Raw genomic sequence first — 13,300 nt, 5'->3', positions numbered from 1 at the left:
CCGGGGATCGGGCACTCGGGAGGGTGCGAGGGCGAGCGGGACGGGCGTCGACGCTGCTGCGGCGAGAGGCCCGACGCCATGGGGGAGACGGCACGGTCGGCTCGGGACCGTGCTCCGGGCCGGCACGACGACGGGGTCCGGGACGACGAGGCGGGTGTCCCCCACCTGCCGCAGACCTTCGTGGCGCGGTTCGACCTGTGGCGCCGCCTCGATGCCGCGGCCGGGTCGACGATCGTGACCCTGGTCGCGCCGGCCGGTGCGGGCAAGACCCTCGGCGTGGCGGGGTGGCTCCGCAACGCGCGGCCGCGCGCGTCGCGCGGCGACGTGCTGTGGCTCGACGCGGGGCGCGGCCTGGACCACGCGGTCGTCGAGACCGCCCTCGGTGACCCGGAGCGCGCCGGCGGAGGTCCGCCTCGCCTGCTGGTCGTCGACGACGCCCACGCCCTGCCCTCGTCGGCCGTGCGCCTCATCGACGACCGGCTCACCGGCGCACCGCACACCATGCGGCTCCTGCTCCTGAGCCGCTGGGACCTGCCGCTGACCCGGATCGCACCCCAGCTGCGCGGCCACCTGACCGAGCTGCGGGGCGACGTGCTGCGCCTCTCGGCCGACGAGAGCTCGCAGCTGATCGAGCGGCACGTCGGGCCGTCCTCGCCCGAGGTGGTCTCGGCGATCGCCGCCCACGCCGACGGTTGGTGTGCGGTCGCGGTCCTGGCCTCGAGGCTGGTGGCGGCGTCCCCGGACCAGCAGGGCGCCGTACGACGGCTGGCGCAGGGCGGCTCGACCGTCGCCGACCAGGTCGTCAACGAGGTCTTCTCCACGCTCAGCTCCCGTGAGCGCCACCTGCTGCTGTGCACCGCGAGCGAGCACGAGGTGTCCGCGGAGCGGGCAGCGCACCTGACCCACGACCGCGGTGCCGGGCTCGTCCTCGACGGCCTCGAGTCGACCGGCCTGCTGGTCACGCGGTCCGAGCACAGTCCGCTCGCCGCACCACCGCGCACCGGACCCCGGCCCGCGGAGACGCCCCGCTTCCGGATCCACCCGCTCCTCGCCGAGGTCGTACGACGTCGCATCAGCGCCGGCGGGGTCGACGTCGAGCGGGCCCGCTCAAGCGTCCTGCGAGCCGTTCAGCTCGACGCGAGCAGGGGCGCCCGCGACGACGCCTTCGGGCGGCTGGCCGACATCGGGCTCGCCGAGCCGGCCGTGCGCCAGCTGGTCGAGGACGGCACCCGGCTCCTCACCCGGGGCCACGGCAAGGACGTCGTCACCTTCGCCCACCGGTGGCCGGACGTCGTCGACGCACATCCCGAGTGCTGGTTCGTCCTGGCGGTCGAGCGATGGACCCACGGCGACATCACCTCGACCATGCACTGGCTGGACCGCCTGGTCGCGCGGTCGGCGGACGACGTCGCGGCCAGCCCGCGCCTGACGGCACAGGTGCTGTGTGCCCACCTGATGCGCGCACGCGCCGGATTCGAGGACCTCGCACCGGTGGTGCAGGAGGCGCAGCAGGTCGTGGGCTCCACGGCGTTCTCCCGCACGCCGTCCGACCTGCAGCCCCACGTCCTCGCCGAGCTCGGCATCGCCCAGCTCAAGCTCGGCCTGGCGGTCCCTGCCGAGGCCAACCTGCTCCGCGCGGCGCAGCTCGGCGACGAGCTGGACATGCCTGCTCATGCGGCATCGGCGTTCACCCACCTGGCCGGCCTCTACTACATGCGCGGGCGCGAGCACGTCGCCCAGCGCCTGGCGGAGCGCAGCCTGCACGCGATGAAGCACCTGGCGACCGTGTTCCCCGTGATCCGCCACCGGGCCGAGCTCTACGGCGCGCTCGCGCGCATGTCGACGCTGCCCGTCCCCACCGGGCCGGACCAGTCGCCAGGGGGACAGATCCCGACCGCCGCGGTCCTCCACCCCGCCGACACCACGACACGGTTCTGGCAACAGGTCCACGACGCGCGGGTGCACCTGACCGGACGATCGGTGATCGGCGCCGAGCAGACCCTCCAGGGGATCATGGACGTGCCCGGCCTGCCCCGCCACCTGCGGGCCACCGTCCTGGTCGAGCGCGCCTACCTCGCCGCCCTGTGCGACGACCGCCCGACCGTCAGGAGCCTCGCCGACGAGCTCGACGCCCACGGCTCGACGGGCGAGGCCCTGCTCCTGCGCGGTGTCGAGGCCGACCTGGTCGGCGACCTCCGCCACGCCGCCGAGCACCTCGCGGCCGCGGTCGGCCACCGCATGCTCGACCAGCCTCCGTGCCGGGCGCTGGCCCTCGTGGGGCGCGGGCAGCTCCTCCACGCCCTCGGGGAGCACGGGCCCGCTCGCGAGGTCGTGCTCGAGGCCGTCCGCGCGACCGAGAGCCGCGGCAACTACGTGCCCTTCCTCGGCTGGTCCCGTCACGGCACGCCCGTCCACACCATCCTCACCGAGCTGGGCGACGCCGATCCCACGACCTGGCTCGGCGCGCTGCGCGAGCTCACCCGCGAGCACTCCGACATCACGGCCGACCTCGCGCCGTCCACGGCCACGACCAGGGAGTGGGCGTCAGCCACCGACGCGCTCGTCACGACGCGCTTGAGCCCACGCGAGCGCGACGTGCTGCGCGAGCTCGCCCGGGGAGCGACCTACGCCGACATCGCTGCCGGGCTCTACGTCTCCGAGAACACCGTGAAGACCCACGTGTCGAGCCTCTACAACAAGCTCGGCGCAGGCCGACGGAGCGAGGCGCTCTCCACCGCCCGCCGCCTGCGCCTCATCTGACCCGCACGCAGGAGCGGAGAAGATCAGGCCTCGTCGGCGAACGCGTGCCGGATCGCGTCTTCCTGCTCGTTGGTCAGGTTGGTGAAGATCAGCTCGGGCCGGTTGGTGGAGAAGGCCTCGCGCACCTTGTCCATCACGGCGTCGGAGCTCATCACGAAGAGCGCCGAGGTCCCGGGTGTCACCTCGTCACGGACCCGGTCGATGAAGCTGTCGTCGATGCCGACGTCCCGCAGCGAGCCGGCCAGCGCTCCCGACGCCGCGCCTATGGCGGCGCCCAGCAGGGGGACGAAGAAGATCAGGCCGAACAACATGCCCCAGAAGGCGCCGCCCAGGGCACCCTCGCCGGCGAGGTTGTGCAGCTGCTTGGTCTTCGGCTTGCGCTTCCCCTCGTCCCACCGCACGGTGGCTGCGTCGTGGATGGTGATCAGGTGCTGCGAGGACAGCTCCCGCAGCGTCTCCGTCGCGTCATCGGCTCCCGAGGCGGTGTCGAACTTCCAGACCGTGAGCGTTCCCATGGGTGCGTCCCTTTCGTCCGTGGTGTACGCCGATGCTGCGCGCGCCGGGAGCCCACTGGCTCCCCCGATCCGGGTGAGCGACTCCGTGGCAGGCGTGAGCGGTCGACCTCGCCCGGATCAGGGGTATGCACGGGTCCCTGCGCGCGTCATCGTGGTTCGTGCGGTCGCACCGACCGGCGAGGATCGGAGGACCCGACGTGATCGACTTCCCGCTGTGCGGGCTCGTCCGGGTGCGCGAGGCGGGTTGAGGTGGCGAACCAGGTGGAGTCCCGCTGGTCGCGCCTGCTCCGACGGCCCAGCCTGCTGGGCCTCGTGCTGGCGACCTGGCTCGCGGCCCAGTCGCTGGCGCCGTCGCTGCTCGTCCGGTCGTGGGTCTTCCAGGGCGTGCTGGCCGGCCTCTCGTTCGCCCTCGGCTACGGAGTGGGACTCGGCCTCACCCGGCTCGTCCGGGGCCTGTGGGTCCGGTTCGGGTGGCCGAGGCGACCCTTCACCCCGTCGGCGGACCGGTGGGTGCGCCTGACGGTGCTCGGCCTCTGCCTGGCCTACGCGACGTGGGCGGCGCTCGACGCGGTCGACGCCCACCGGTGGACCTGGGAGCGGCTCGGCTACGCGCGGTCGTCGTACGGCGTCGTCTTCGGTGGCACGCTCGTGCTGGCCGTCGTCGTGGCCCTCGCCCTGTTCGTGGTGGCCCGCCTGCTGAAGCTCGTCTGGCGCGCGGTCACCCGGGTGGGGACCCGGGTGCTGCCCGCCTGGATCGCCGGCGGCCTCGCCCTCGTCCTGGTCGGCTGGGCGCTGCTGGCCTCGCTCAACACCTTCGTGCTGGAGCGCACGCTCGACGGGCTCAACGCCGGGTTCGCGCTCGGCGACCGGGACCTCGAGGGCGCGCCCAACCCTCCGACGTCGCGGCTGCGATCGGGCGGGCCGGCGTCGGACGTGGACTGGGCGGAGGCGGGACGGGAGGGCCGACGCTTCCTCACCCGAGGACCGACCACCGACGACCTCGAGGGACTCGCCACCGGTGAGGTCGTCGAACCCGTCCGGGTGTTCGTCGGACGCGCCTCCGCCGACACCGTCGAGGAGCGGGTCGACCTGGCCGTGCGCGAGCTGGAGCGCTTCGGCGGGTTCGAGCGCAGCGCGCTGCTGGTGGTGGTCCCGACGGGGACGGGCTGGATCAATGAGCAGCTCGTGCAGCCGCTGGAGTACTTCCACGCCGGCGACATCGCCACGGTCACCGTGCAGTACTCGCACCTGCCCAGCCCGCTCGCGTTCATCTCCGAGTCGGCCGCGGCAGGCGACACCGCCGTCGCCCTCTTCGAGGCGGTCGAGGACCGGCTCGCGGCTCAGGGCTCCGAGCGCCCCGACCTCTACATCGCCGGGGAGAGCCTGGGCTCCTTCGGCGGGTCGCAGGTCTTCGACTCCCTCGCCGACAGCCAGGACCGGGTCGACGGAGCCGTCTGGGTCGGGCCGCCCGAGACGATGCGGCTGCGACGCGAGGCCGAGCGGGTGCGTGAGCCGGGCTCGCCGCAGGTGCGTCCTGTCGTCGGCGACGGCGAGGCGTTCCTCTTCGCCAACCGGGTCGGCGACGTGGAGGGCAGGACCGCCCACTCGGTGTTCCTGCAGCACGGCGACGACCCGATCGTGTGGTGGGACTGGGACACCCTGGCCGACGAGCCCGACTGGCTCGAGGAGCCGCTCGACCCGTCGGTCAACCCGGCCATCCGGTGGGCGCCGGTGACGACCTTCCTCCAGCTCGCCGTCGACATGGCGGTGAGCAACGACTTCGACGAGGACCACGGCCACAAGTACGGCACCCAGCCACTGAGCGCGTGGTACGCCGTGGTGCGACCACCGGGCTGGGACGAGGAGCGGGTCGCGCTGCTGCGCGAGCGCCTGGCCACCATTTCCCGGTGAGCGGGGTCGACCGGCGCGGGGCCAACCGGAGCGGGTTCATCTCCCCCGGTTCGGGTGAAGGTCGCCCGGTCGGTGAGCGGCAGAGTGCGGGGTGCCGGACGGGGTGGCCGGACAGCGACCCGGCCAGGAGGAGGACGCGTGGTCATCGTGATGTTCCTGCTGCGGTGGTCCCTCCTCGCCCTGGCCGTGGTCCTGGCCGCCTGGGTGACACCCGACGTCGACTTCTCGGGTGGTCCGCTCTCGGCACTCGTGGTGGCCGTCCTCGTCGCTGCCGCCAACGTCGTGGCCCAGCTGCTCATCCGGTGGTTGCCGACGTCGGACCGGGTGCTGGTGCTCGCAGCCACCACGCTCGTGGTCAACGGGTGCATCGTGTGGCTGGCCTCGGCGTTCACCACGCGCCTCGACATCGACGGCCTCCTCGCTGCGATCACGTTCGCCCTGATGGTGACCGTCTTCTCGGTGGCACTCGGCTGGGCGGGCGAGCGGCTCGTCGCACGCTGAGGGCCGACCGCGCCCCCGGACGTTCCGCCTGGCGGGACCACGAGCGCGCCCGCTGGCCAACGCCCCTCCCGCACCGGTAGACAGAGGGCCCCTCGGGAGGCCTCTCGGGGATGCCGCCTGCCCTGGGAGAGAGACCATGGTCGCCCTGCACACCGCCGTCGCGATCGTCCTGGTGATCGCGCTGATCATCAAGGGACGCATCGATCCGGTCATCTCGCTGATCCTCGGGTCGCTCTACCTCGGCATCGCCGCCGGCGTCGGGTTCGCGGGGACGGTCGAGGCGATCACCACGGGCTTCGGCGGGATCATGGCCGAGGTCGGTCTGCTGATCGGCTTCGGTGTGCTCATCGGGTCGTTGCTGCACGCCACCGGGGCCTTCCGGCGCCTGGTGGCGCTGCTGGTCCAGCGGGTCGGCTCCGCGCGGCTGCCCTACGCCCTGACCTCGATGCTCGCCGTCGTCATGCCGTCGATCTACGTCGACGTGCAGGTCGTGCTCGCCGCACCGGTCGCCCGGTCCGCGTCGCCCTTCATCGGCAAGGTCGGCCTCCCCGTCCTCGCCTCCGCGCTCGGCTGCGGGATCTTCGCCGGCTACGTCTTCGTGATCCCCGGCCTGGCCGCGATCTCCATCGCCGGCCTGCTCGACATCCGCCTCGGGGACTGGCTGGTCCACGGCGTCGTCATCGGCCTGCTCACCGCCCTCGTCTCCACGCTCCTCATGCGGCTGCTCTTCTCGGCCGGCGGGTTCTGGGACCCCGAGACCGACGAGGAGGTCGACGAGGCCATGGCGGAGCAGGAGGCGGCCGATCGCGCCTACCTGACGGGCGAGGTGGCCTCCTCGGAGGAGGCGGTCGCCCGCAGCGAGTCGCAGGCCGTCGCCGTCAAGCAGCAGGAGGGCGTACGCCAGCTCCCGCTGGTCACCCTGATGCTGCCCATCCTGGTGCCGCTCCTGCTGATCGCCTTCGGGGCCTTCGCCGAGCTCGGTGGCTGGTCCAACGCCTTCATCGCCTTCCTGGGCGACGCCAACATCGCGCTCTTCATCGGCCTGCTCGGGGCGTACGGCCTCTCCCGCGCCTCGTCCGGACGCGAGCACACCAACGAGGCGATGGAGGACGGCTTCCACACCACCGGCGAGATCCTCCTCATCACCGGTGTCGGTGGCTCGCTTGGCGCGGTCATCGAGGCCACCGGTCTCGACAGCGTACTGGGCGACCTGTTCCAGGCCGACGCGGGCGCTCCCGTCGTGCTCAGCATCCTGCTGGCGTGGTTCATCGCCGCGGTCCTGCACCTCGCCATCGGGTCGGTGTCCGTGGCCGCCATCACCGCCGCCGGCATCATCGCCCCGATCCTCGACTCGCTGACCGTCTCCCCCATCGTGATCGGCCTGGCGATCGCGTCGGGCGCGATGTTCGCGCTGCAGGTCAACAGCAACTTCTTCTGGATGTTCAAGTCGCTGCTCGGCCTGTCGACCAAGGGCACGCTCAAGACGCTGACGCTGGTGACGTCGGTGGCCTCCGTCGTCTCGTTGCCGCTCGTGATGCTGGCGGCCGTCGTCCTCTGACGGGGGTGTCCCCCGCTCCCTCAGGGTTGCGTCGACACCGCGATCACCAGCACGACGGCACCCAGGACGGCAATGACCGACAGCACCTGGCTGGAACGGGCGATCGGCTTCGCGAGGGCGTCGGCCGACGACGTGGCGCCGGACGCCAACCACAGGGCGACCAGGCTCATCGCCACAGGAACGCCTCCGATCACCAACCCGTACAACGGGTCTCCGGGGCCGGCCGGGAACTGGGCCGGGAGCCGGTAGGTGAGCAGCCACTGCAGCCCGTTCGCGACGACGCCGCCACCCATGAGCGCGGCCAGGGCCAGGCCCAGGGCCGTGAAGGCACGGAAGCGGGCGCCCTCGTGCACCGTTGCGGCAGCTCGCGTGGTCGTTGTCACGTCACTCATGAGATCCCCCCGCAGAACCGGCCCGTTGCCGTGGTGCGGATCAGGGTAGCGACTGGCCGGACACCCATCCTGGGAGACACGTGCCGATGGCCGCGTGGCAGGCTGTCGGGGTGGCATCTCGTTCCGCTGACGTGGCCCGTGAGCGGCCGTTCTACCACCGCCATGCCGACGCCTACGACGCCCTGGTCTCGGACCCGGTCGAACCGTGGGTCGCGGCCGTGGACGAAGCACTGCGGGACGCTGGGCTCCGCGACGCACGCGTGCTGGACGCCGGTTGCGGCACGGGGCGCCACGCTGCGGCACTCGTCGAACGCGGGCACGACGTCACCTTGCTCGACGCCTCGGAGGCGCTGATCAGGATCGCCCGCAAGCGCTGCCCCGGCGCGCCCGCTGTCGTGACAGACCTCTGTGCACCCGCCATCACCGGAGCGTTCGACGCCGTGGTCGCTCGGGGCGTGCTCAACGACCTGCTGACGGATGACGAGAGGGAGGGCGCTCTGGACGTGGAACGACGGACGCATCGTGGTGGAGGAGCGCCATGAGCTCGACAGCGACCGCGATGAGACATCGGAGGTGAGTGAGTTCCTGTTCGAGATGCGCCCCTGGACACGCGACGAGATGCACCGTCGACTCACCCGCGCGGGTTACGGCCGGATCGAGATGCGCGACGGAGCCGGGCGGCGCACCCCGGACCGCCTGCTCGTCACGGCACGCGCCTAGCACTGCGTGGCCCGGGCCGCGATCCACGCGCACCTGCCGCGGCACGTGGGCGGCCCCCTGCCGCCACACGACGGTGGATGGAGGCTGTCGTCCTCGCCAGGGCTACCGGCCCGGCAGCGGTCGCAACCTGAACACGAGGATGCCGAGGTACTTGTCCAGCACGGCCTGCTTGTGGGGATACCGCTGAGCGATCTCGCGGGACATCTGCGGCTCCACGGCCTTCTCGACCCACATCCCCGCTGCGCTGAAGATGTTGAGCAGGTCCGACATCGTGTAGGGCCGCTTGGTCAGCGTGACGCCGTCGTTCCAGCTGCGGTGGCGGTAGGAGAACGAGCTGGTGGAGAAGTACTCCTCACCGAGCGTGGTTCCGTTCTCCTCGGCGCGCTCGATGGCGTACCGGATCGGCTGGGTCCGGGTCAGCAGCACGAACCCGTCGTCCTCGAGCAGGGCCCGCGCCGACCTGAGCGCGTGGACGGGATCCTTTGCATAGCCGAACGACTGGAGAAACAGGATCCGGTCGAACCTCCGACCGACGAGGTCAGGCACGGCCGCCAGGTCGGAGAGATCGCCCTGCAGGAGTCGCAGGTCGGGTGACTCACTCACGAAGTTGCCACTGATGTCGATCCCGACCGAGGCGACCGCGCCGTCCTGGACCAGTTGCGCGAGCTTCGCACCACTGCCGCACCCGGCATCGAGCACGGACAGGCCGGTGACGTCCCCGAGCACGTCGCGCTGCGCGGGCCACTCGACCAGCCGGTCGAGCGAGTCCTCCCTGGCTCGGGCTTGCTCATAGCCGGTCGCGAGCTCGGTCCACGGTCCGCTCGCGTCGCCGCCATCGGGGCTGTGGAGGGCCGTCGTGCGCTCGGAGTCGTCGGTCGCCATCGTGGCACGAGCGTAGTTGCCGAGCCCGGCCCTCCTCAGTCCTCGGGGTCGTAACCGAGGTTGGGTGAGAGCCACCGCTCGGCCTCGGCGAAGGTCCAGCCCTTGCGCTCGGCGTAGTCAGCGACCTGGTCGCGGGCCAGCCGGCCCACCACGAAGTACTGCGACTGCGGGTGGGAGTAGTAGAAGCCGCTGACGGACGCACCGGGCCACATCGCCATCGACTCGGTGAGCTTGATGCCGGTGTGCTCCTCGACGTCGAGGAGCTCCCACAGGGTCTGCTTCTCGGTGTGCTCCGGGCAGGCGGGGTAGCCCGGTGCGGGCCGGATCCCGTCGTACTGCTCCTTGATGAGCCCGACGTTGTCGAGGTCCTCGTCGGGGGCGTAGCCCCACAGCTCCTTGCGCACCAGCTCGTGGAGGTGCTCCGCGAACGCCTCGGCCAGGCGGTCGGCAAGCGACTCGAGCAGGATCGCGTTGTAGTCGTCGAGGTCGGCGCGGAACGCGGCCACCCGCTCCTGCACGCCGTCGCCCGCCGTGACCGCGAAGGCACCGACGTGGTCGGGCAGGCCGGTGTCCCTGGGGGCGACGTAGTCGGCGAGGGAGCGGTTGGGCACGCCCTCGCGGTGAGCGCCCTGCTGACGCAGGTGGTGCAGGCGCGCGTGCACGCTCGTCCGGTCGCCGTCGAGGTAGAGCTCGACGTCGTCTCCGACCGAGCTGGCCCCGAAGAAGCCGACCACGCCGTGGGCGCGGATCCACTTCTCCTCCACGATCCGGTCGAGCATCTCCTGCGCGTCGTCGTAGAGCTTGCGCGCGGCGGGACCCGAGCTCGGGTTGTTGAGGATGTCGGGGAACGCGCCCTTCATCTCCCAGGCGTTGAAGAACGGCTGCCAGTCGATGTAGCCGCGCAGGACCGTCAGGTCGTGGTCGCGCAGGACGCGCACGTGCCGTGACACCGGGGTGCCGGCGACCGTCGACGACTCGTGGTCCTGCTGGAGCACCCGGGGCGTGGGCGGCTGGTAGCCGGCCCAGTCGATCGGGGTGGCGTTGGCACGGGCCTGCTCGAACGGGACCATCGGCCGGTCGTTCTTGGCCGAGTGCCGCGTGCGCAGCGAGTCGAAGTCGGCCTTCACGTCCGCCATCAGCGTCGCGCGCCCGGTCTCGTGCAGCAGTGCGGCGGCCGTGGGCACGGAGCGTGAGGCGTCCTTGACCCAGACCACCGGGCCGTCGTACTTCGGGTCGACCTTCACCGCCGTGTGGGCCCGCGAAGTGGTGGCGCCGCCGATGAGCAGTGGGATGGTGAGCCCCTGACGCTGCATCTCGGTGGCGAAGTTGACCATCTCGTCGAGCGACGGCGTGATCAGCCCGGACAGGCCGATGATGTCGGCGCCCACCTCGGCCGCGGTGTCGAGGATCTTCTGCGCTGGCACCATGACGCCGAGGTCGATCACCTCGTAGTTGTTGCACTGCAGCACCACACCGACGATGTTCTTGCCGATGTCGTGGACGTCGCCCTTCACCGTCGCCATGACGATGGTGCCGTTGGTGTCCTTGGCGGTGGCGTACTCGGGGTTGTCGAGCTTCTCCTGCTCGATGAAGGGGATGAGGTAGGCCACGGCCTTCTTCATCACGCGCGCGCTCTTCACGACCTGGGGCAGGAACATCTTGCCGGCGCCGAAGAGGTCGCCGACGACGTTCATGCCGTCCATCAGCGGTCCCTCGATGACCTCGATGGGGCGCCCACCGCGGGCGGCGATCTCCTGGCGCAGGATCTCCGTGTCGGCCTCGACGTGGGCGTCGATGCCCTTCACCAGGGCGTGGGTGATCCGCTCCTTGATGGGCAGCCCACGCCACTCGTCCTCGGCGACCTCGGCCGCCTCGGCCGAGCGGTTGTGTGCCTCGGCGATCTCGAGCAGACGCTCGGCAGCGTCGGGACGTCGGTTGAGGATGACGTCCTCGATGCGGTCGCGCAGCTCGGGGTCGACCTCGTCGTAGACCACGAGCGCCCCGGCGTTGACGATGCCCATGTCGAGCCCCGCCCGGATGGCGTGGAAGAGGAAGACGGCGTGGATCGCCTCGCGGACGGGGTTGTTGCCGCGGAAGGAGAAGGAGACGTTGGAGATGCCGCCGCTGACCTTGGCGCCCGGGAGGTTCTGCTTGATCCACCGCGTGGCCTCGATGAAGTCCTGGCCGTAGGTGGCGTGCTCGTCGATGCCGGTCGCGACGGCGAAGACGTTGGGGTCGAAGATGATGTCCTCGGGCGGGAAGCCGACCTCGTCGACGAGGATGCGGTAGGCGCGCTCGCAGATGGCCTTGCGTCGCTCGAGGTTGTCGGCCTGGCCGTCCTCGTCGAACGCCATCACCACGACCGCGGCGCCGTACTTGCGGCACAGGCGCGCGTGGTGGCGGAACGCCTCCTCGCCCTCCTTCATCGAGATCGAGTTGACGATCGCCTTGCCCTGCACGCACTTGAGACCGGCCTCGATGACCTCCCACTTGGAGGAGTCGACCATGACCGGCACGCGGCTGATGTCGGGCTCGGAGGCGACGAGCTTGAGGAAGCGGTCCATCGCCGCGACCCCGTCGATCATGCCCTCGTCCATGTTGACGTCGATGACCTGCGCGCCTGCCTCGACCTGCTGGGCGGCGACGCTGACAGCGGTGTCGTAGTCGCCGTCCTTGATGAGCTTGCGGAAGCGCGCGGAGCCGGTGATGTTGGTGCGCTCGCCGACGTTGACGAACAGGCTCTCGTCGGTGATGGTCAGCGGCTCGAGGCCGGACAGCCGCATGACCGGCTGGTGGTCGACCGGCTCGCGGCGGACCTTGCCCTCGACCGCGCCCGCGATGGCGGCGATGTGGTCGGGCGTCGTGCCGCAGCAGCCGCCGACGAGGTTGAGGAACCCGGCCTCGGCGAACTCCGCGAGCACCGCGGCCGTCTGGTCGGGGGTCTCGTCGTACTCGCCGAACGCGTTGGGCAGGCCCGCGTTGGGGTAGACGCTGACGAACGAGTCGGCGAGCCGCGACAGCTCGGCGACGTAGGGCCGCATGTCACGGGCGCCCAGCGCGCAGTTGAGGCCGACCGCGAGCGGGCGGGCGTGGCGTACGGAGTCCCAGAACGCCTCGGTGACCTGGCCCGAGAGCGTGCGACCGGACGCGTCGGTGATGGTGCCGGAGATGATGACCGGCCACCGTCGGCCCTGCTCCTCGAAGAGCGTCTCGACCGCGAAGATCGCGGCCTTGGCGTTGAGGGTGTCGAAGATCGTCTCGATCATCAGCAGGTCGGACCCGCCGTCGACGAGGCCCCGCGCGGCGACGAGGTAGGCGTCGGCGAGCTGGTCGAACGTCACGTTGCGCGCGCCCGGGTCGTTGACGTCGGGCGAGATGGAGGCCGTACGGGTCGTCGGGCCGAGGGCGCCGGCGACCCAGCGCGGCCGCTCGGCGGTGGCCACCGCGTCGGCGGCCTGGCGGGCGAGCCGCGCCGACTCGTAGTTGAGCTCGTAGGCGAGGTCCTCGAGGCCGTAGTCGGACAGGGAGATCGCGTTGGCGTTGAACGTGTTGGTCTCGATGACGTCGGCGCCGGCACGGAGGTATTCCTCGTGGATCGTGCGGATGATGTGCGGCTGCGTGATCGTGAGGAGGTCGTTGTTGCCGACCAGGTCGCTGGGGTGGTCGGCGAAGCGCTCGCCGCGGTAGCCCGCCTCGTCGGGACGGTCGCGCTGGATCGCGGTGCCCATCGCGCCGTCCAGCACCATGATCCGCTCAGCGAGGATCGCCGTGAGGGCGGCGGTGGCGTCTGGTCGGTGCTGCGGCTCCACGGGTGGTGGCTCCTCTCGGGTGGCGGTGCTGCCAGCCTAGGAACGTCGTCCGACAGGCGGACTGGATTCCCACATGGTGGCACTCGGCGCGTCGGGCGGCGAAATCAGGACGGAAGGCTGGGCGTCGCGCCCTAGGTGTTCTGACCACGGACGTTGAGCACGGCGGGTCGGGTGGACGATGACGAAGACCTCCGGGTGAGGTGTGGAGCTACCACGCAACCACGTCTCACCAACGGAGGCCTTCATGTCCCA

Annotated in this window: 10 protein-coding genes; 6 read left to right on the top strand and 4 right to left on the bottom strand. The window is 71.3% G+C overall.

The window, feature by feature from the left end:
• Positions 1 to 78 precede the first annotated feature (78 nt).
• Positions 79 to 2,760 (top strand): helix-turn-helix transcriptional regulator, encoded by a 2,682-nt coding sequence (locus tag NCI01_RS18145; protein ID WP_254182900.1) that lies wholly within the window; start codon positions 79 to 81, stop codon positions 2,758 to 2,760.
• 23 nt (positions 2,761 to 2,783) lie between these two features.
• Here NCI01_RS18145 and NCI01_RS18140 read toward each other — a convergent pair whose 3' ends face one another.
• On the bottom strand, positions 2,784 to 3,275 hold the full coding sequence (locus NCI01_RS18140) for a DUF1269 domain-containing protein (protein ID WP_254182899.1): 492 nt from the start codon (positions 3,273 to 3,275) through the stop codon (positions 2,784 to 2,786).
• Between the two features lie 249 nt (positions 3,276 to 3,524).
• On the opposite strand from NCI01_RS18140, the gene NCI01_RS18135 reads away from it, so the two are divergent.
• From NCI01_RS18135 to NCI01_RS18125, 3 genes are all read left to right on the top strand, one after another.
• Complete coding sequence (locus tag NCI01_RS18135) at positions 3,525 to 5,186, top strand: alpha/beta-hydrolase family protein (RefSeq protein WP_254182898.1); 1,662 nt, start codon at positions 3,525 to 3,527, stop codon at positions 5,184 to 5,186.
• A gap of 138 nt (positions 5,187 to 5,324) precedes the next feature.
• Positions 5,325 to 5,687 (top strand): phage holin family protein, encoded by a 363-nt coding sequence (locus tag NCI01_RS18130; RefSeq protein WP_254182897.1) that lies wholly within the window; start codon positions 5,325 to 5,327, stop codon positions 5,685 to 5,687.
• A 136-nt stretch (positions 5,688 to 5,823) separates the two neighbouring features.
• Complete coding sequence (locus NCI01_RS18125; protein WP_254182896.1) at positions 5,824 to 7,245, top strand: GntP family permease; 1,422 nt, start codon at positions 5,824 to 5,826, stop codon at positions 7,243 to 7,245.
• Positions 7,246 to 7,265: 20 nt separating this feature from the next.
• Here NCI01_RS18125 and NCI01_RS18120 read toward each other — a convergent pair whose 3' ends face one another.
• On the bottom strand, positions 7,266 to 7,637 hold the full coding sequence (locus tag NCI01_RS18120) for a hypothetical protein (protein WP_254182895.1): 372 nt from the start codon (positions 7,635 to 7,637) through the stop codon (positions 7,266 to 7,268).
• A gap of 86 nt (positions 7,638 to 7,723) precedes the next feature.
• Between NCI01_RS18120 and NCI01_RS18115 the strand changes: the two genes are divergently transcribed.
• Positions 7,724 to 8,179: a class I SAM-dependent methyltransferase gene (locus NCI01_RS18115; RefSeq protein ID WP_254182894.1), complete on the top strand. Its 456-nt coding sequence runs from the start codon at positions 7,724 to 7,726 to the stop codon at positions 8,177 to 8,179.
• Entirely contained in the window at positions 8,160 to 8,357 is a 198-nt protein-coding gene (locus NCI01_RS18110; RefSeq protein ID WP_254182893.1) for a hypothetical protein, read from the top strand. Before NCI01_RS18115 ends, NCI01_RS18110 begins: the two co-directional genes overlap by 20 nt.
• A gap of 102 nt (positions 8,358 to 8,459) precedes the next feature.
• Here NCI01_RS18110 and NCI01_RS18105 read toward each other — a convergent pair whose 3' ends face one another.
• Together NCI01_RS18105 and metH are read right to left on the bottom strand one after the other, a co-directional pair.
• A complete protein-coding gene (locus NCI01_RS18105) occupies positions 8,460 to 9,239 on the bottom strand; it encodes a class I SAM-dependent methyltransferase (protein ID WP_254182892.1) in 780 nt (259 codons plus the stop codon).
• Positions 9,240 to 9,274: 35 nt separating this feature from the next.
• Positions 9,275 to 12,985, bottom strand: a complete 3,711-nt coding sequence (gene metH / locus NCI01_RS18100; protein ID WP_254183035.1) for a methionine synthase — start codon at positions 12,983 to 12,985, stop codon at positions 9,275 to 9,277.
• Between the last annotated feature and the right edge of the window lie 315 nt (positions 12,986 to 13,300).

Origin of the sequence: Nocardioides pinisoli (assembly GCF_024199985.1) — a bacterium.
Classification (GTDB): domain Bacteria; phylum Actinomycetota; class Actinomycetes; order Propionibacteriales; family Nocardioidaceae; genus Nocardioides; species Nocardioides pinisoli.
This window is presented reverse-complemented; position numbering and strand designations above follow the sequence as displayed.